This window comes from Streptomyces sp. NPDC059866 (genome assembly GCF_042731325.1).
GTDB classification, from domain to species: domain Bacteria; phylum Actinomycetota; class Actinomycetes; order Streptomycetales; family Streptomycetaceae; genus Streptomyces; species Streptomyces flavusporus.
On sequence record NZ_JBHWJT010000025.1, the window covers coordinates 145319 to 164079 of the forward strand.

General features: G+C 68.3%; 17 protein-coding genes, 1 tRNA gene and 2 pseudogenes. 13 read left to right on the forward strand and 7 right to left on the reverse strand.

Going from position 1 to position 18761, the window contains the following annotated elements:
- Nucleotides 1-104 precede the first annotated feature (104 nt).
- Nucleotides 105-1250 carry an acyl-CoA dehydrogenase family protein gene (locus tag ACFV7R_RS33585; RefSeq protein WP_385270214.1) on the forward strand — a complete coding sequence of 382 codons (1146 nt, stop codon included), beginning with the start codon at nucleotides 105-107 and terminating at the stop codon, nucleotides 1248-1250.
- 22 nt (nucleotides 1251-1272) lie between these two features.
- Here ACFV7R_RS33585 and ACFV7R_RS33590 read toward each other — a convergent pair whose 3' ends face one another.
- From ACFV7R_RS33590 to ACFV7R_RS33605, 4 genes are all read right to left on the reverse strand, one after another.
- Nucleotides 1273-1620: a rhodanese-like domain-containing protein gene (locus ACFV7R_RS33590; RefSeq protein ID WP_129798878.1), complete on the reverse strand. Its 348-nt coding sequence runs from the start codon at nucleotides 1618-1620 to the stop codon at nucleotides 1273-1275.
- A gap of 128 nt (nucleotides 1621-1748) precedes the next feature.
- The gene (locus tag ACFV7R_RS33595; RefSeq protein WP_385270216.1) at nucleotides 1749-2597 is read right to left on the reverse strand and encodes a hypothetical protein; all 849 of its coding nucleotides are present in this window, start codon (nucleotides 2595-2597) and stop codon (nucleotides 1749-1751) included.
- Between the two features lie 45 nt (nucleotides 2598-2642).
- Nucleotides 2643-4124, reverse strand: coding sequence for a DUF2252 domain-containing protein (locus tag ACFV7R_RS33600; protein WP_385270218.1), 1482 nt, complete (start codon nucleotides 4122-4124; stop codon nucleotides 2643-2645).
- 210 nt (nucleotides 4125-4334) lie between these two features.
- Nucleotides 4335-4421, reverse strand: a tRNA-Leu gene (locus ACFV7R_RS33605).
- A gap of 516 nt (nucleotides 4422-4937) precedes the next feature.
- On the opposite strand from ACFV7R_RS33605, the gene ACFV7R_RS33610 reads away from it, so the two are divergent.
- The 7 genes and pseudogenes from ACFV7R_RS33610 to ACFV7R_RS33640 form a co-directional block, all read left to right on the forward strand.
- A complete protein-coding gene (locus ACFV7R_RS33610; RefSeq protein WP_385270220.1) occupies nucleotides 4938-5801 on the forward strand; it encodes an FhaA domain-containing protein in 864 nt (287 codons plus the stop codon).
- A 10-nt stretch (nucleotides 5802-5811) separates the two neighbouring features.
- Entirely contained in the window at nucleotides 5812-6321 is a 510-nt protein-coding gene (locus ACFV7R_RS33615) for an FHA domain-containing protein (RefSeq protein ID WP_129798875.1), read from the forward strand.
- 132 nt (nucleotides 6322-6453) lie between these two features.
- Nucleotides 6454-7992 carry a Stp1/IreP family PP2C-type Ser/Thr phosphatase gene (locus ACFV7R_RS33620; protein ID WP_385270248.1) on the forward strand — a complete coding sequence of 513 codons (1539 nt, stop codon included), beginning with the start codon at nucleotides 6454-6456 and terminating at the stop codon, nucleotides 7990-7992.
- 27 nt (nucleotides 7993-8019) lie between these two features.
- Nucleotides 8020-9456 carry an FtsW/RodA/SpoVE family cell cycle protein gene (locus ACFV7R_RS33625; RefSeq protein WP_385270222.1) on the forward strand — a complete coding sequence of 479 codons (1437 nt, stop codon included), beginning with the start codon at nucleotides 8020-8022 and terminating at the stop codon, nucleotides 9454-9456.
- Nucleotides 9453-10928, forward strand: a complete 1476-nt coding sequence (locus ACFV7R_RS33630) for a peptidoglycan D,D-transpeptidase FtsI family protein (RefSeq protein WP_385270224.1) — start codon at nucleotides 9453-9455, stop codon at nucleotides 10926-10928. The genes ACFV7R_RS33625 and ACFV7R_RS33630 overlap by 4 nt, the downstream gene beginning before the upstream one ends.
- Before the next feature lie 171 nt (nucleotides 10929-11099).
- On the forward strand, nucleotides 11100-13073 hold the full coding sequence (gene pknB / locus ACFV7R_RS33635) for a Stk1 family PASTA domain-containing Ser/Thr kinase (protein WP_385270226.1): 1974 nt from the start codon (nucleotides 11100-11102) through the stop codon (nucleotides 13071-13073).
- Nucleotides 13074-13141: 68 nt separating this feature from the next.
- Nucleotides 13142-13285 (forward strand): annotated as a pseudogene (locus tag ACFV7R_RS33640) (transposase); the annotation flags it as partial.
- Nucleotides 13286-13391: 106 nt separating this feature from the next.
- Here ACFV7R_RS33640 and ACFV7R_RS33645 read toward each other — a convergent pair.
- Together ACFV7R_RS33645 and ACFV7R_RS33650 are read right to left on the reverse strand one after the other, a co-directional pair.
- Nucleotides 13392-14573: a transposase gene (locus ACFV7R_RS33645; RefSeq protein ID WP_385270250.1), complete on the reverse strand. Its 1182-nt coding sequence runs from the start codon at nucleotides 14571-14573 to the stop codon at nucleotides 13392-13394.
- The gene (locus ACFV7R_RS33650; RefSeq protein WP_385270228.1) at nucleotides 14574-14765 is read right to left on the reverse strand and encodes a hypothetical protein; all 192 of its coding nucleotides are present in this window, start codon (nucleotides 14763-14765) and stop codon (nucleotides 14574-14576) included.
- A gap of 353 nt (nucleotides 14766-15118) precedes the next feature.
- Between ACFV7R_RS33650 and ACFV7R_RS33655 the strand changes: the two genes are divergently transcribed.
- From ACFV7R_RS33655 to ACFV7R_RS33675, 5 genes are all read left to right on the forward strand, one after another.
- Nucleotides 15119-15544: a peptidase inhibitor family I36 protein gene (locus ACFV7R_RS33655; protein WP_385270230.1), complete on the forward strand. Its 426-nt coding sequence runs from the start codon at nucleotides 15119-15121 to the stop codon at nucleotides 15542-15544.
- A gap of 180 nt (nucleotides 15545-15724) precedes the next feature.
- The gene (locus ACFV7R_RS33660) at nucleotides 15725-16579 is read left to right on the forward strand and encodes a hypothetical protein (protein ID WP_385270232.1); all 855 of its coding nucleotides are present in this window, start codon (nucleotides 15725-15727) and stop codon (nucleotides 16577-16579) included.
- Nucleotides 16580-16798: 219 nt separating this feature from the next.
- Nucleotides 16799-17098: a transposase gene (locus ACFV7R_RS33665; protein WP_385270234.1), complete on the forward strand. Its 300-nt coding sequence runs from the start codon at nucleotides 16799-16801 to the stop codon at nucleotides 17096-17098.
- Nucleotides 17095-17322: a hypothetical protein gene (locus tag ACFV7R_RS33670; RefSeq protein ID WP_385270236.1), complete on the forward strand. Its 228-nt coding sequence runs from the start codon at nucleotides 17095-17097 to the stop codon at nucleotides 17320-17322. The genes ACFV7R_RS33665 and ACFV7R_RS33670 overlap by 4 nt, the downstream gene beginning before the upstream one ends.
- A 16-nt stretch (nucleotides 17323-17338) precedes the next feature.
- Nucleotides 17339-17980, forward strand: a complete 642-nt coding sequence (locus ACFV7R_RS33675; RefSeq protein WP_385270238.1) for a hypothetical protein — start codon at nucleotides 17339-17341, stop codon at nucleotides 17978-17980.
- A gap of 117 nt (nucleotides 17981-18097) precedes the next feature.
- Here ACFV7R_RS33675 and ACFV7R_RS33680 read toward each other — a convergent pair.
- Nucleotides 18098-18648, reverse strand: a pseudogene (locus ACFV7R_RS33680) (transposase).
- Nucleotides 18649-18761: the final 113 nt, after the last annotated feature.

The following is an 18761-nucleotide window of genomic DNA, read 5'->3' on the forward strand; positions in this document are numbered from 1 at the left end:
CGCACGGTGAGCGGTACCGGCGTCCCCGTCATTCCCTTCTTCTAGAACCTGTTCTATCTTGACGCTCCGTCAGATCAGCGGAGCCGCCCGGGAGGACAGGGACCGTGGACTTCACCTTCACCGAGGAGCAGCAGGCGGCAGCCGAGGCGGCGCGGGGCGTCTTCGCCGACGTCGCGCCGGACGCCGTGCCGAGCCCGGCGCTCACCACCGGCGCCGTGGCCGACGACTTCGACCGGGCGCTGTGGGCCAGGCTCGCCGACGCCGACCTGCTGGGCCTGCTCCTCGACCCGGAGTACGGCGGGGCGGGCCTCGACGCCATCGCGTTGTGCCTGGTGCTGCGCGAGTCGGCGAAGGTGCTGGCGCGGGTGCCGCTGCTGGAGAGCAGCGCGGCCCTGGCGGCCGTACAGGCCTACGGCGGAGAGGAGTTGAAGTCGGCCGTGCTCGCGAGGGCGGGGCGCGGTGAGACCGTGCTGACCGTCGCCGGCGAGGGCCGTACCGGGGGCCATGATTCCGCCGAACGTGCCGTCAGCGCACGGCAGGACGGGCCGGACGGGGCCGACTGGATCCTCGACGGGGTGCAGACGGCGGTGCCCTGGGCATACGACGCCGACTTCACGCTCGTCCCGGCACACACCGGTGCCGACCGCAGCATCCTCGCCGTGGTGCCCCGCGGTCACGAAGGGGCGGTTCTCGCCGAGCAGGTCTCCACCACCGGCGAGCGGCTCGGCGAGCTGCGGCTGGAGTCCGTGCGGATTCCGGAGCGGTACGTCATCACGGCCGACGGCGCCTGGGAGTGGCTGCGTGAGCTGCTGGCCACCGGGACGTGCGCGCTGGCGCTCGGGCTCGGGGAGCGGGTGCTGAGGATGACCAGCGAGTATGCGAGCAAGCGGGAGCAGTTCGGGTTCCCGATCGCCACCTTCCAGGCCGTCGCCGTGCAGGCCGCCGACCGGTACATCGATCTGCGCGCCATGGAGGCCACCCTGTGGCAGGCCGCATGGCGCATCGCCTCGGGTGCCCAGGGTGCGCTGCCCGCCTCCGGGGACGTCGCGGTCGCCAAGATCTGGGCGGCGGACGGCGTACGCCGGGTCGTGCAGACGGCGCAGCACCTGCACGGGGGGTTCGGCGCCGACGTCGACTACCCGTTGCACCGGTACCACGCCTGGGCCAAGCACCTGGAACTGTCGCTCGGCCCGGCCGCGGCGCACGAGGAGGCACTGGGCGACCTGCTGGCAGCCCATCCGCCGGCCTGACGCCCCGGGACCCCGGGGGCTACTAGAGGACGTGCCCCGGTTCACCCGCGTCGGTCACCACGGGACGGCCGGCGGCCGCCCACACCTGCATACCGCCGTCGACGTTCACGGCGTCGATGCCCTGCTGGACGAGGTACATCGTGACCTGGGCCGAACGCCCGCCGGAGCGGCAGATCACATGCACCCGGCCGTCCTGCGGGGCGGCCTCGGTCAGCTCGCCGTAGCGCGCCACGAACTCGCTGATGGGAATGTGCAGCGCCCCTTCGGCGTGACCCGCCTGCCACTCGTCGTCCTCGCGGACGTCCAGCAGGAAGTCGTCGTCCTTGAGGTCCGTGACCTCGACCGTGGGAACACCGGCTCCGAAATTCATACTCCCGACGCTACCCGACGCAACACCGGGCGTTCAGGCCCGACAGGTCGGCACCGCTCAGGACCGGCAGGCCGGACGCCTCACGCCCGCCGGGCAGGCACCGCTCACGCCCGCCCGGTATGCACCGCTCACGCCTGCCCGGTCAGCGCCGCCAGCTCCGCCTCGCGTGCCGCGACGTCCGCCAGCAGTTGCTCGGCGATCTCCTCGAGGAGACGGTCCGGGTCGTCCGGCGCCAACCGGAGCATGGAACCGATGGCGCCCTCCTCCAGTTCCCGGGCGACGACGGTGAGCAGTTCCTTGCGCTGGGCCAGCCACTCCAGGCGGGCGTACAACTCCTCGCTGGGGCTCGGACGCCGCTCCTCGGGCACCGGCCCGGCGGCCCACTCCTCGGACAGCTCCCGCAGCAGCGCCTCGTCGCCACGGGCGTAGGCGGTGTTGACGCGGGTGATGAACTCCTCACGCCGCTTGCGCTCACCCTCCTCCTGCGCCAGGTCGGGGTGGGCCTTGCGAGCCAGCTCACGGTAGAGCTTGCGGGCCTCCTCGCTGGGCCGCACCCGCTGCGGGGGCCGCACGGGCTGGTCCGTGAGCATCGCCACGGCCTCCGGGAACAGGCCGTCGCCGTCCATCCAGCCGTGGAACAGCTCCTCCACGGAGGGCATCGGCAGCACCCGGGCCCGCAGCTCCTGCGCACGGCGCAGGTCCTCAGGATCACCGCTCTGTGCGGCCCTGGCCTCGGCGATCTGCGCGTCCAGCTCCTCGAGACGGGCGTACATCGGGCCGAGCTTCTGGTGATGCAGCCGGGAGAAGTTCTCGATCTCGACCCGGAAGGTCTCGACCGCGATCTCGTACTCGATCAGCGCCTGCTCGGCCGCCCGTACCGCCCGCTCCAGCCGCTCCTCGGGCCGGGGCGCGCCGTCCTCGGGCGTCGCCTGCGCATCACCGGCGACACCACCCTGCTCAGCATCCGGGGTCGTCACCCGACCAGCGTAGGCCACGGGCGGACCGGCCCCGGAGACTCACCCTCATACGCCCAGCTCAGCCGCGACCCGCCCGGCCCGCACCGCCGACACCAGCGCCGCATGGTCCGCCTCCGTACGGTCGGCGTAGGCGACGGCGAACGTGGCCATCGCCTCGTCGAGCTCCTCGTTCTTGCCGCAGTAGCCGGCGACCAGGCGGGGATCGGCGCTGTGGGAGTGGGCGCGGGCGAGAAGCGCGCCCGTCATGCGGGCGTAGTCGTCGAGCTGGTCGGTGGACAGGGCGGCAGGGTCGACGCTGCCCTTGCGGTTACGGAACTGGCGGACCTGGAACGGGCGGCCGTCGACGGTCGTCCAGCCGAGCAGGATGTCACTGACGACCTGCATGCGCTTCTGGCCGAGGACGACCCGGCGGCCCTCGTGGTCGACGGGCGGGGCGTCGAAGCCGGCGGTCAGCAGATGGGGCAGCAGAGCCGAGGCGCGGGCCTCCTTCACCTGGAGTATCAGCGCCTCGCCCCGGTGGTCCAGCAGCAGCACGACGTACGACCGCATGCCCACACTGCCCGTGCCGACGACGCGGAACGCCACGTCGTGCACCGCATGGCGGGCCAGCAGCGGGAGGCGGTCCTCGGAGAGGGTCGTCAGGTACTGCTCCAGAGAGGCCGCCACGGTCGCCGCCTCCGCGTCCGGGACGCGACGCAGCACCGGCGGGGCGTCGACGAAGCGGCGGCCGCCGTCCTCGGTCGGCTCCGTCGATCGGGCGGCGAAACGTCCGCTGGTGTTGGCCCGCGCCTTCTCGCTGACCCGCTCCAGAGTGCCGAGCAGGTCATGGGCGTCGGTGTGGGAGACGAGCTCCTCGTCCGCGATGGCGTTCCACGCGTCCAGCGCCGGGAGCCTGGCGAGCAGCCGCATGGTGCGGCGGTACGCGCCCACCGTGTCGTGCGCCGCCGCCCGGCACGTGTCCTCGTCGGCACCCGCCTCCCGGCCCGCGAGCACCAGGGAGGCGGCCAGCCGCTTGAGGTCCCATTCCCAGGGGCCGTCGACCGTCTCGTCGAAGTCGTTCAGATCGATGACCAGGCCGCCACGGGCGTCGCCGTACAGGCCGAAGTTCGCCGCGTGCGCATCGCCGCAGATCTGGGCGCGGATCCTGGTCATGGGGGTGCGGGCCAGGTCGTACGCCATGAGGCCCGCCGAACCGCGCAGGAAGGCGAAGGGGGTGGCCGCCATCCTGCCGATCCGTATCGGCGTGAGCCCGGGGATGCGGCCACGGCTCGACTCCTCGACCGCGGTCACCGCGTCGGGCCGGGAGCCGTCGGCATCGAGGGAGGCGTGCGTACGCCGCGGAACCCGCTCCCGCAGGGCCTTGCCCTCCTCCTTGGGCGACGCCTTGGCCGGCCCGGAGACCGAAGCCCTCCCGAGCGGCCACTCGGCAAAGCCCCGCACTCGCGGAATCCGCACCGTCCCGGAACCCGCCTCCTGCGCCCCGACCTCGGTCACCACGACCGCCTCCCCCGCGACTCGCACGAACATCAACTCGTGCCGACCGTACAACCGGCCGCCGAATCCCGTCAGACCCTGTGGACAACTCCTCACCTGTGGACACACCCCGCCGTGAGATAGCTCACGGGCGGAGCCCACCGCATACGTCCCCCGGGCTGTGCATCGCCTCACACCGCACGGCACAACGAGAAACGGGCCCCTGCCGTGACTTCCGTCACTGCAGAGACCCGTTCATCGGTCTGGTGCGCGAGGGGGGAGTTGAACCCCCACGCCCTTGCGGGCACTGGAACCTGAATCCAGCGCGTCTGCCTATTCCGCCACCCGCGCATTGGGTGTGTCCTCGGGCTGCTTTCCCTTGGGTTCGGCGCCCTCCGACACCCAGAACATTAGCACGCTGGACGGGGTGGGTTCACATCCCTTTGTTCGGGGCAGGAGCAGTCCCCGTCAGCCCCCGCCAGTCCCCGTCAGCCCCCGCCAGTCCCCGTCAGCCCCCGCCAGTCCCCGTGAGCCCTCCGTCAGCATCGACGGCCCTCCGTCCGTATCAACCTCGTACCGGTCCGGCCCGTCTGCCCAGGAGAGGGGCGGAGTCCACAGTCCGGTGCGGGACACTTGTTTGCGGCCCCCTCTACGATCCATGGAGTTCGAAGGGGAGCGCCGAAGGGAACTTCGTCAGGCGTCGACACCCGTCGACCGGGCTGACAGGGGGAACCACCCGATTCACCGGCGCGTGGATACGATCAGTAAGCAGTACCGGGTAAGCAGCACGGACGGCAGTACCGCCGGAACCAGCAGTACCGGCAGTACCTGCAGTACACAGGACAGCAACAACGGAGGAGGTGCCCCATGGGAGTCCTGAAGAAGTTCGAGCAGCGTCTCGAAGGTCTGGTCAACGGCACCTTCGCCAAGGTGTTCAAGTCCGAGGTCCAGCCCGTGGAGATCGCCGGCGCGCTCCAGCGCGAGTGCGACAACAACGCGACCATCTGGAACCGCGACCGGACGGTCGTCCCCAACGACTTCATCGTGGAACTGAGCGCCCCCGACTTCGAGCGCCTCAGCCCGTACTCCGGCCAGCTCGGCGACGAACTCGCCGGCATGGTCCGCGACTACGCCAAGCAGCAGCGCTACACCTTCATGGGACCGATCAAGGTCCACCTGGAGAAGGCGGACGACCTCGACACCGGCCTGTACCGGGTGCGCAGCCGTACGCTCGCCTCCTCCAGCAGCCAGGAGGCCCCGAACCGCGGCCCCGCCGCCGGCGGCGCCCGCCCCGGCGGCTACGGCTACCCGCAGCCGGGCAGCCCCGCGCAGCCCGCCGGCGCTCCCCCCATGCCCGCCGCGCCACCACCCGGCGCCCGCCCCGGCGGCTACGGTTACCCGCAGCCGACCCAGCCCGCCGCACAGCGCCCCGGCGCCGCGCCGGGCACGCGCACCAGGTACTGGATCGAGATCAACGGCACCCGCCATCAGATCTCCCGCCCGACCCTGGTGATGGGCCGCAGCACCGAAGCCGACGTGCGGATCGACGACCCCGGCGTATCGCGCCGGCACTGTGAGATCCGGACCGGAACGCCCTCGACGATCCAGGATCTCGGGTCCACCAACGGCATCGTGGTGGACGGGCAGCACACCACCCGCGCTACGCTCCGCGACGGCTCGCGAATCGTCGTGGGCAGCACCACCGTTATCTATAGGCAAGCCGAAGGGTGATCCGGGGGCAATGTCAGAGCTGACCCTCACGGTCATGCGGCTGGGTTTCCTGGCCGTACTGTGGCTGTTCGTGATCATGGCCGTGCAGGTCATCCGCAGCGACCTGTTCGGGACGCGGGTCACCCAGCGCGGGTCCCGCCGGGAGGCCGGCCGGCCACAGCCGGCCGGCCGCCAGGCACCCCCGCAACAACGCCAGCAGCCCGCCCAGGGCCGCCAGCGCCGTAACGCCCCGACGAAACTGGTCGTGACCGAAGGCACACTCACCGGCACGACCGTCGCGCTCCAGGGACAGACCATCACCCTGGGCCGGGCACACGACAGCACGATCGTGCTGGACGACGACTACGCCTCCAGCCGGCATGCCAGGATCTACCCCGACCGGGACGGCCAGTGGATCGTGGAGGACCTCGGGTCCACCAACGGCACGTATCTCGACCGGAGCCGCCTCACGACCCCCACGCCGATCGCGCCCGGCGCACCGATCCGCATCGGCAAGACCGTCATCGAGCTGCGGAAGTAGTACGACAATGAGCGAGCGGAGCGAGCACGCAGCGGCGGTCCACACCCGGGGCCCCGGCGCGCTCCCGACCGGAGGGTGGGCAGTGTGGCTCGACACGATCGGCTGTACCCGGAGCCGACGGGCGAGGTGCGCATGAGTCTGTCACTGCGCTTCGCCGCCGGTTCGCACAAAGGCATGATCCGGGAAGGCAACGAGGACTCCGGATACGCCGGCCCACGCCTGCTCGCCATCGCCGACGGCATGGGCGGCGCCGCGGCCGGCGAGGTCGCCTCCTCCGAGGCGATCTCCACCATCGTCCAGCTCGACGACGACGTCCCCGGCTCCGATGTGCTCACCTCCCTCGGCGCCGCCGTCCAGCGGGCCAACGACCAGCTGCGGCAGATGGTCGAGGAAGACCCGTCCCTGGAAGGCATGGGCACCACGCTCACCGCCCTGCTGTGGACCGGCCAGCGCCTCGGCCTCGTCCACGTCGGCGACTCACGCGCGTACCTGCTCCGCGACGGTGTCCTCACCCAGATCACCCAGGACCACACCTGGGTGCAGCGACTCGTCGACGAAGGCCGCATCACGGAGGAGGAGGCGACCACGCACCCGCAGCGCTCGCTCCTGATGCGCGCGCTCGGCAGCGGCGACCACGTCGAACCCGACCTGTCCATCCGTGAGGTCCGGGCCGGCGACCGCTACCTGATCTGCTCCGACGGACTGTCCGGAGTCGTCTCCCACCAGACGATGGAAGACACCCTCGCCAGCTACCAGGGCCCCCAGGAGACCGTCCAGCAGCTGATCGAGCTCGCGCTGCGCGGCGGCGGCCCCGACAACATCACCGTCATCGTCGCCGACGTCCTCGACCTCGACACCGGCGACACCCTCGCCGGGCAGCTGTCCGACACCCCGGTCGTGGTCGGCGCCGTCGCCGAGAACCAGAACCACCTGAACGACAACGGCATCATGCAGACCCCGGCCGGCCGCGCCTCCGGCCTCGGCCGCCAGATCCCCGGACAGGGCGGCGGTGGCGGCGAGTTCGGCCCGCCCGGCTCCGGCGACACCACCGGCTACATCCCGACCAGCGGCTTCGGCGCCTACGGCGACGACGACTTCGTCAAACCCCGGTCCGGCCGTAAATGGCTGAAGAGATCCGTCTACGGGGCACTCGCCCTGGCCGTGCTCGGCGGCGGACTCTACGGCGGCTACCGCTGGACACAGACGCAGTACTACGTCGGCACCAACGGCGAACACGTCGCCCTCTACCGGGGCATCAGCCAGGACCTCGCCTGGGTCTCGTTGTCGAAGGTCGAGAAGGACCACCCCGAGATCGAACTCAAGTACCTGCCGCCGTACCAGCAGAAGCTGGTCAAGGCCACCATGGCCGAAGGCGGCCTGAAGAACGCCCAGGCCAAGATCGACGAGCTGGCCGTGCAGGCCTCCGCATGCAAGAAGGAAGCGGACCGGCGCACCGCCGAGGCCGAGAACAACGCGCAGACCGGCCAGGGCGAGGCCGGCGGTACCACGGGAACCACTCGTACCTCCCTCACGTCCAAGGCCACGCCGAGTCCCTCGGTTTCCGGAACACCGACCCAGACCCCGACCCCGTCCGCGACCGCCACTCCCAGCCCCGGCCCCAGCCTCTCGGAGGAAGAGCAGAAGGTCGTCTCGCTGTGCGGTAAGCAGTAGGCAAGCCGTGAGAGGCCCCGTCACACGATGAGCAGTACTACCAACACGTCGACACAGCACACCTCCACGATCGGCTCGATCGGCACACCGAGCCGGCGCAACACCGAGCTCGGACTCCTGGTGTTCGCCGTCCTCATCCCGGTCTTCGCCTACGCCAACGTGGGACTCGCCATCGACGGCACCCTGCCCGCCGGTCTGCTCGGCTACGGCCTGGGAGTCGGCCTGCTCGCAGGCGTCGGCCATCTGGTCGTCCGGAAGTTCGCGCCGTACGCCGACCCGCTGCTGCTGCCGCTCGCGACGCTGCTGAACGGGCTGGGCCTGGTCGTGATCTGGCGCCTCGACCAGTCGGAACGGCTGCAGAACCTGGCCGAGATCCAGTACGGGGCCTTCAGCCCATCGGCGCCCAAGCAGCTGCTGTACTCGGCGATCGGAGTGGCGCTGTTCGTCGCGGTGCTCGTCTTCCTCAAGGACCACCGCATCCTGCAGCGCTACACCTACATCTCCATGGTCGCCGCCCTGGTCCTCCTCCTGCTGCCGCTCGTACCCGGCCTCGGTGCCGACGTGTTCGGCGCCAAGATCTGGATCAGCGTCGCCGGATTCTCCATCCAGCCAGGCGAGTTCGCGAAGATCGTCATCGCGGTCTTCTTCTCCGGCTACCTCATGGTCAAGCGCGACGCGCTGGCGCTCGCCAGCCGCCGCTTCATGGGCCTGTACCTGCCGCGCGGCCGCGACCTCGGCCCGATCATCACGATCTGGGCCGTCAGCCTGCTCGTCCTGATCTTCGAGAACGACCTCGGTACGTCGCTGCTGTTCTTCGGCATGTTCGTGATCATGCTGTACGTCGCCACCGAGCGAACCAGCTGGATCGTGATCGGCCTGCTGATGTCGGCCGCCGGCGCGGTGGGCGTCGCCTCGTTCGCCAGCCATGTGCAGGCCCGCGTCGACGCCTGGCTCGACCCCTTCGGCTGCTACCAGACGTCCGGCGCCTGCGAGCAGATCGGCCAGTCGATCATGTCGTTCGGCTCCGGCGGCGTCCTCGGCACCGGGCTGGGCCAGGGCCACTCCGACCTGATCGGCTTCGCCGCCAACTCCGACTTCATCTTCTCGACCTTCGGCGAGGAGCTGGGCCTGGCGGGCGTCATGGCGATGCTCCTGCTCTACGCACTGATCATCGAACGCGGTGTACGGACCTCGCTGGCCGCCCGCGACCCGTTCGGCAAGCTGTTCGCGGTCGGCCTGTCCGGCGCCTTCGCCCTCCAGGTCTTCGTGGTCGCCGGCGGTGTGATGGGGCTCATCCCCCTGACCGGTATGACCATGCCGTTCCTGGCCTCCGGCGGCTCCGCCGTGATCGCCAACTGGGCCCTCATCGGCATCCTGCTGCGCATCAGCGACACCGCGCGCCGCCCGGCCCCGACCCCGCCGACCAACCCCGACGCCGAGATGACCCAGGTGGTCCGCCCGTGAACAAGCCCCTGCGCCGGATCGCAATCTTCTGCGGCCTCCTCATCCTGACCCTGCTGATCCGCGACAACTGGCTCCAGTACGTCGAGGCCGACGCGCTGCAGAACAACGAACGCAACCGCCGTATCGCCATCGAGCGCTACGCCCAGCCGCGCGGCGACATCATCGTCGACGGAAAGCCGATCACCGGGTCGAAGGAGACCTCGGGCAGCGACTTCCAGTACAAGCGCACCTACACGGACGGCCCGATGTGGGCGCCGGTGACCGGATACGCCTCCCAGGCCTTCGGCGCCAACCAGTTGGAGAGCGTCGAGGACGACATCCTCACCGGCAACGACGACCGGCTCTTCTTCCGCAACACCCTCGACATGATCACCGGCAAGGAACAGCAGGGCGGCAACGTCGTCACCACCCTCAACACCGCCGCGCAGAAAGCCGCGTACGAGGGGCTGGCCAAGCGTGGCAAGGGCGCCGTCGCCGCCATCGAGCCGTCCACGGGCAAGATTCTGGCGCTGGCCTCCTACCCGTCGTACGACCCGTCGACCTTCGCGGGCAACTCCACGACGACGGACACCAAGGCCTGGCAGAAGCTCCAGAAGGAGAACAACCCCGACGACCCGATGCTCAACCGGGCGCTGCGCGAGACCTACCCGCCGGGCTCCACCTTCAAGGTCGTCACCGCGGCCGCGGCCCTGGAGCACGGCCTGTACACGGACGCCGACGCGGCCACCAAGACGCCGCTGCCGTGGACCATGCCCGGCACCACCACGCCGCTGAAGAACGAGGGGAACATCCCCTGCGAGAACGCGACCCTGCGGGTCGCCCTGCAGTACTCCTGCAACACCGTCTTCGGCAAGGTCGGCTCCGACCTCGGCAACGACAAGATGCTCGAGACGGCGAAGAAGTTCGGCTTCACCTCCGAGCAGTACACGCCGGTCCGCTCCACCGCGTCCGTCTTCTCCGACGACATGAACGAGTCGCAGACCGCGCTGTCGTCGATCGGCCAGTTCAACACCGCCGCGACTCCGCTGCAGATGGCCATGGTCGCCTCGGCCGTCGCCAACGACGGCACGCTGATGAAGCCGTACATGGTCGACAGGCTCCAGGCATCCACCGTCGACACCATCGAGCAGACCGACCCCGAGGAGCTCAGCAAGCCCCTCTCCTCGGAGAACGCCCAGGTCCTGCAGTCGATGATGGAGACGGTCGTCAGCAAGGGCACGGGAACCAACGCACAGATCGACGGCGTCACCGTGGGCGGCAAGACCGGTACCGCCCAGCACGGCGTCGACAACAGTGAGAAGCCGTACGCCTGGTTCATCTCCTACGCCAAGCTCGACGACGGCAGCTCACCGGTCGCCGTGGCCGTGGTGGTCGAGGACGAAGCCGCCGACCGCGGCGACATCTCGGGTGGCGGCCTCGCGGCGCCCATCGCCAAGAGCGTGATGGAGGCGGTCATCAAGAGCAAGCAGTGAGAGACCCGTCACGTCACCTTCACATCGGTGCACGTTGCGATACCGGTCCTGTATCGGCTGACGGGCTTGGCCAGGTCACACAAATTGAGCCGGGTACGGTAGGCCCGGACGGCAGCCTCCGGCCGCACGACGTGCCGGTCGGGACCGACGGAGAGGGCTGGTAGGTAGCTTATGGAAGAGCCGCGTCGCCTCGGCGGCCGGTACGAGCTGGGCCAGGTGCTCGGCCGTGGTGGCATGGCGGAGGTATACCTCGCGCATGACACCCGCCTCGGCCGCACCGTGGCGGTGAAGACGCTGCGCGCTGACCTCGCACGCGACCCGTCGTTCCAGGCCCGCTTCCGCCGGGAGGCCCAGTCGGCCGCCTCGCTCAACCACCCCGCAATCGTGGCGGTCTACGACACGGGCGAGGACTACATCGACGGGGTCTCGATCCCGTACATCGTCATGGAGTACGTCGACGGCTCCACCCTCCGTGAGCTCCTCCACAGCGGCCGCAAGCTGCTGCCGGAGCGCGCCATGGAAATGACCATCGGCATCCTCCAGGGCCTGGAGTACGCCCACCGCAACGGCATCGTCCACCGCGACATCAAGCCGGCCAACGTCATGCTGACGCGCAACGGCCAGGTCAAGGTGATGGACTTCGGCATCGCCCGCGCCATGGGCGACTCCGGCATGACGATGACCCAGACCGCGGCCGTCATCGGCACCGCCCAGTACCTCTCCCCGGAGCAGGCAAAGGGCGAGCAGGTCGACGCGCGATCCGACCTGTACTCGACCGGCTGTCTGCTCTACGAGCTGCTGACCGTCCGCCCGCCTTTCGTCGGCGACTCCCCGGTCGCGGTGGCCTACCAGCACGTCCGCGAGGAGGCCCAGCCCCCCTCGGTCTTCGACCCCGAGATCACGCCCGAGATGGACGCCATCGTCCTGAAGGCACTGGTCAAGGACCCGAACTACCGCTACCAGTCCGCCGACGAAATGCGCGCCGACATCGAGGCCTGCCTCGACGGCCAACCGGTCGCGGCCACGGCAGCCATGAGCTCGGTCGGCTACGGCGGCTACCCCGACGACCAGCCCACCACCGCCCTGCGCTCCGACGGCCACGCCGGCGCCACCACCCTCCTCCCCCCGACCAACCCGGACGACGGCAGCTTCGGCTACGACGACCGCCCCGACCGGCGCCGCCAGAAGAAGTCCAACACCTCCACGATCCTGTTGGTCGTCGCGGCCGTGCTGGTCCTGGTCGGCGCGATCCTGATCGGGCGGTGGGCCTTCGGTGGCGGGGGTGTCGGGAACGACACGGTGCCTGTGCCGAACTTCGTGGGGCTGACGCAGGAGGACGCGCAGAGGCAGGCGACCAACTCCGATCTGGAGCTGTCGGTCAGCAAGCGGCCCTGCGAGGACCAGAAGAAGGGCAACGTCTGCTCCCAGGACCCGAAGGACGGCGCCACGGTCGACAAGGGCACCTCGATCAACGTCGTGGTGTCGACGGGGGCGCCGAAGGTGGCGGTGCCGAATGTGATCGACAAGGACATCGACACAGCCACGCAGCAGCTCGAGGACAAGGGCTTCAAGGTCGCGACCAAGCAGACGGAGTCGTCCCAGGAACCCGGCACCGTCCTCAGCCAGGATCCAGATCCGGGCACCGAGCTGGAAAAGGGCGAGACAGTCAAACTTGAGATCGCCAAGGAGAAGGAACTGGTCACCGTTCCGAACGTCTCCGGCGGCAACCTCACCTGTGACGAGGCGAAGGCCCAGTTGGAGGCCAGTAACCTGAAGGCCAATTGCACAGAGGAGGAGAACACCACGGTCGAGGCTGGCAAGGTCTTCTCCCAGTCCCTCAGCCCGAACAGCCAGGCCGAGCCGGGCTCCACGGTGGAATTGAAGTTTGCCAAGGCGGCCGAGCAGGTCCAGATTCCTGCAGACATCGGCGGCAAGAAGCTCAAGGACGTGCAGCAGCAGCTGTCCGGCCTGGGCCTCACCGTCCAGCTGGCGCCCGGGTCCTCCAACGACCCGAACGCGACGGTCGTCACAAGCCAGCCGACCCCTGGCAGCCCTGTGAACAAGGGCGACACCGTGCAGCTGTTGACCGCCGCCCCTGCCAATAACAACAACGGCGGCCTCTTCGGAGGCGGAGACTCCGACTGACACTCCGCACCACGCAAGGCGAGAGCCCCGGCACCCCCTCGTGGGGGGCCGGGGCTCCGTGCTCGTCACTGCCGCGGCGGGATCAGCGACGGTGGGGCGAGTGTTCCCTGGGCGGCCTGATGCTGGATGGGTAGCGCAAGTCGATTCAACCGATGGCTGAGCAACTGCTGGACGGAAACATGAAGGCTTTGCGGCAGTTCGTGAACCAGTCCGCCCAGCGTGTGAACGCCGGTGCGGCAGCGGAGGCGGCACGAGCGCCTGACGAACTCCCAACCCAAACCGACGGGTCAATCAAGCTCTTCCTTGCCCCGCTGAGTTTCAACTCGGCGGGGCAAAGCGCTGTTGCCGGTGGTTTGTTAGGGCGGGACCAGGTAGGGGTTGAGCTGTTGGCCGTGGCTGACGGCGTTGATCAGGTCTTGTAGTTGTCTGGGTGGGGGCGTGCTGGACCAGGCTTTCCACCAGCGTTGCAGCATGATGGCGGGGGTCAGCCAGCTGCGGACTGTGCGAAGAGTCTGGGGCCAGCGGGCCGGTTGGGGTGTTGAGGTCCCCCCTCTCTGTGCCCGGTGGGTTGGCGGCTGCCGGGGGCAGGCCGGTTTCCCAGCAGAAGGAGAACGCGCAGTTGACCAGGGTCTGGTGTCGGCGAATGGCGCGGTCGGTGCGGACCTGGAAGTCGGCCCACCCGAGTTCGTCCTTGACCTGCTTGTAGCTCTGCTCGATCCAGTTACGGATGCCGTAGATCCGCACGACCTCCTCCAGGTCGGCGGGCGGGTAGGGCGACTGGTCGGCCCGTGTGCTGCCGAGGCGGGGCAGGTCGGTGACCAGGTACCAGGTGCTCTTGTCCGGCAGCGTCGCCGGGTCGGTGGTGGCCACCACCAGCCGGTTCAGTGCGTCCGGTCCCCAGAAACCCAAGGTGGCATCGGCCGCCCACCGCGTGGCGGTGTGCCCGTCGCGGAAGGTGCGGGTCACCGGTGTCCACTCACCGGGCCGGTCGGGGCCGTGCCAGGCCAGCTCGCGGGCGGCGTCGATAGGCGTGTGCGCCTGGTTGCCGTAAGCCCAGGTGCCACGGCGGCGTCTGACGGCCATCACGAACGGTATGTCGGCGGCGTGCAGTTCGCAGCGGAAGTCGTCCACGTCGCGGTAGGCACCGTCGGCTACCGCGGCCCGGAAGGGAAACCCGGCCGCGCAGGCCTGCCGGGCCAGTTGGGCGGCGATGCGCCACTTGGTGCGAAAGCCAGGACCGGTGCGGCCCTTGGCGAAGTGGTGGGCGGGTGTGTAGGGCACCGCGTGCAGGGGATGGTAGAGGTTCTCGTCCGCCCACAGCGTGGTCACCGTGACCACGGCATTGTCGGTCTTGCCGTATCGGCCCAGCCACTGCCGGCCCACGTTCGCAGTCGCCCCACCGTCTTTGCGATCGCCGGAATCGTCGATGACCAGCACCCCGCCCGCATGCGGAGTGGTCCGCTCATCGCCCAGTAGCCGCCCCAGACGCCGGGCATTGATTCACTCGTGCTCCCAGGGGGATTCGGAGAGGAAGAACTGCAGCCGCTGCACCGCGGGATGCTGGGCTCCCGTCACCGGCTCGGCCCCAGCCAGACACGTCAGCGTCTTGTTGGGCTCCCGCGGCGCCGGCAACCCGGTCAGGTACTGGCGAAAGCCCCGACGCTGAGCCAGAGAGTCGAACAGATCGTCCAAGCCGGCAGCGTACTGCTCCAATGGGCCCGGAGCCGGCGGACACGGACGACGAGCAGTCATCACACCCACCCCTACTCGTCCTTCTACTGCGCCCACTGACCCACGTCAACAAACCACCGGTAGGCACGACGAGCTGACGAGTCAAAACGACCCAGACCACTTCAGAATATTGGAATCGTAGCGGCAGGCTTGAATTCTCCGCTCATTCACTTCTGCTCAATTTAACCATAATCACCCTGTGACTTAGGTCACCTTCCCCTCTCTTCTGATGGAGCGATCTTGCGGGCTAAAGTGGCGATCGAAGTAATCAGGGGGCCATAGAAGTAAATGACCCCGTGGAGAGAGGTGGGTTCATGAAGAAATCGCTCCGACCGCTAGCACTCATCCCCATGATTGCGGGCGTCATCGCAATCGGTTCGCCTGCTTACGCGGGTTCGTACAACGGCACGTGTGAATCTTCCAACGGAGGGGAGATCTGCCTCTACGATAACGTAACCGGGGCCGGACACGACATTAACAACAGCGGGCAAATCATCGGGCCCCTGTACGACACCCTCTACAGCAAGCCGGACTTCACGGGAAGTACCTACTATGGCACTTCCAGGCTGGTCGACAATACATTCGAGAGCGCCTGGAACAGAGACCCCGACACTGCAGTGAAGATGTTCACGAACCAGAACTACACGGGTTCCTCCATCTCCACTCCCGCAGGAAATAGTTCGAGTTTCATTACGGGATGGTCTTCGGTCTGCTTTACCAGCAACGTATCCTGCCCGTAATGGAAATTGGTGGGTGCCGAGTATCGGCCGGCACCCACCGTGCAGCCTCAGCAGAATCACCTGAACCGGAGCCACATGCACCCGCGGCGCTTCCCTCTTCACCGACTCGCCATCTCCCTCGCGGGAACCGCTCTGTGCATTTCCGCCTGCAGTTCCCAGGGCAAGGACTCGCCGTCGAGCGTGCATACCAACCACGGCAGCGAAAAACTTCCGACCAAGTCTGTCGCTGGCATCACCGTCCCCGTACTTCCACTAGATAACTACGTTCCCGACACACGTCAGCAGAACGATATTGATCAAGCAATTTATGCCCTGGCGAGCAAGTGCATGAAGCCCAAAGGTCTTTCTTGGCCCGCTCCTTTGCCAATAATTGGAACTCCCCACTCGCCGAATGAGCGCCGATATGGCATATCCGATGAGGCCACTGCTCGCGAGTACGGCTACCAACTCCCGCCCTCGAAGGGAGTCTCTCGGGAACAGGCTCTGCAGCGGGAGAAATCGGAGCAGCTGCGGAAATCAAAGATGACCCGAAAGGCCATAGCTGCATATACGGGGGAGTCCTCCGATGGAAGTAAGACGGATAGCGAGGGAGGCTGCCGAGGACGCGCACTGGCTCAACTGCGTCTGAACCAGAAAACTGAAGGCCTTTCCCCGGCCGATAAATCGACGCTTGAAGCATGGGAATCAACTAACCGCGATCAGCACGCGATTGAAGCCAACGCTTCATGGAGCAAGTGCATGAAGAGATCTGGATACGATTATCCAGACCCTTATGCCGCCGCAGCCGATCCAGCGTGGCTCCCAAGCGGTGCACCGGACTACTCGAAGAAGCCCTCCCCTCGCGAAGTTGCAACAGCACTTGCCGACATACGGTGCAAGCGTGAGGTCAACTATTTGAAGACGTGGCAGGCCGTGGAGACCAAGTATCAGCTTGGCCTGATTCATACACGATCAAAGTCACTGAATGAAGCTCGCAGCGCCTGGCAGCGGTCACTTCGGCTGGCTCGTGAAGTAATTGCCAATAATTACCGGTAGTTCGTTGAACTCGTCGGTAGCGCAGGTTGACGGCAAGGCGGATTGGCCGTAGGGCGGTGGTAGGGAGTCAACTTCCGTACTGAAAGCCGAAGATGACCGTCCGTCGTCCGTGTCCGCCTGCGCCGGGACCGCTGAAGGAGTACGCGGCCCGGTTCGCTGACCTCTTCGTCAGCCTGGCCCAGCGGCGAGGGTTTCGTGAGTATCTGACCGGGGCTGCTGGTGCCGCGGGAACGGAACAAGACGATCACCTGCCTGGCGGGGGCGGAGCCGGTGGCCGGCGCAGGGATACCGGGGGTGCAGCGGCTGCAGTTCTTCCTGTCCGAGTCCACCTGGGACGCCGAGCAGGTCAACGACCGGCGGCTTGAGCTGCTGCGTGAGCGGAGGGGCGACCGCGCCGCACGACGGCGGAGTGATGTGCTCGACGATTCCGGGGACCGCAAGGACGGCCGGGCGACCGCGCATGTGGGCCGGCAGTGGCTGGGCCGGCATGGCAAACCGACAACGGCATCGTCACGGTGACCACGGTGTGGACCGACGGCCGCGTGTACTACCCGCTGCACGCGACTCCCTACACCCCCGCCCACCACTTCGCCCGCGGCCGGTCCGCCCCGGCCTTCCGCACGAAACCACAGCCGGCCGCCGCCCTCGCGGCCCGGGCGAAGGAGGCGGGCTTCGGCTGCCGGGCGGTGGTCGCCGACTGCGCCTACCTCCGTCAGCGACGACTGGTACCTCGCACTGCGTGACGCCCACCTGGCCTACATGGTGGCGCTCAAACCGCGCAACGGTGTCTGGGCCCCGGCCGACCAGCCGCACTCCCCCATCGATGCCGCCCACGCCCTGACCTGGCGGGATGCCGGTCATCCCGGCGACTGGACACCCGATGAGCGTCACTTCCGCGACGGGCACACCGAGACCTGGTGGGCCGCTGACGCCCGCCTGGGCGGCTACGGCCCCGACTCACCCTGCCGCCTGATCGTGGCCGCCACCGGCCCGGCCGACCTGTCGGAGAAGGCCACCTGGTACCTGTCCACCAACCTGCCCCATCCCGACGCACCCCACGCCGCCACCAGCCCGCACCCGTCGGCCGACCCCGCCGAGATCGTCCGTCTCTACGGTCTGCGGCCGTGGATCGAGCAGAGCTACAAGCAGATCAAGGACGAACTCGGCTGGGCCGACTTCCAAGTCAGCTCCGACCGCGCCATCCGCCGCCATCAGACCCTGGTCAACTGCGCCTTCTCCTTCTGCTGGGACCAGTGGTTCGCCCCACCCGGACCACTGGATGCCACCGAGCCGGACCCGTGCCCCGACAGCGGGCCAGAGAGGGGGCCCAGCCCCGACTGCCCTGCTGGCCCAAGGCCTTACGCGCCATCCGTTCCTGGCTCACCCCCGCCACCACCCTGAACCGCTGGTGACGAGCCTGGACGGACAAAGACCCGCCCGTCGAACTCCAGGCCCTGATCGCCGCAGTCACCACCGGACACGGCATTGATCTCTACTGCCGGATTTGACGAACTACCCTTACTGAGCTCTTCGGGTTGTTGTCGGGTGGAGGGTCAGTCCGGTGCCGACAAGGCAGCCGTCGATGAGGTCGGGCCGTAGTTGGATATGGCGTAAGCCTCGGCGGAGAGTTTGTTCGAGGTGGTCGTCGTCGGTGAAGGCGGTGTTGGCCAGCGGGCCGCGTCGTAAGAGCGACCAGACGCCCTCCACGGGATTAAAATCCGGTGCGTAGGAGGGAAGTTGCACGATGGTGAGCCAGTCGTGTGCGGCGGCGTACTCGCGCATCCCAGCGGCCTCGTGGGTATTGAGATTGTCCCAGACCAGGACGATGGGGCTTTGAGCTGGATGTGGGCGCGCACGACCAGGTCGCGGTAGTCGGTCCAGGTGAAGCTGTTGCGTCCGGCGCCCCGGTGCTTGCGGTGTCGGCGCGACCGGAAGATCAGCCGCGAGGATCCGCCCGGCCGGTAGCAGCACATGGCGGCGATCGACCAGCGGCGCCAGGACCGGCCCCGCACCCGCACCGCCGGGGTGTGCCCACGCCAGCCCCAGGTGCGGGCGCGCGGCGGCGTCATCGAGAGGCTCAGTCAAGATTTTCGTGATGGGGTGACCGGACGTCACTTCGTTGGGCCAGGAGGACGCGTTTGCGGAGGAGGGCGAAACCGGCTCTGCCATACATCTGTCGTTT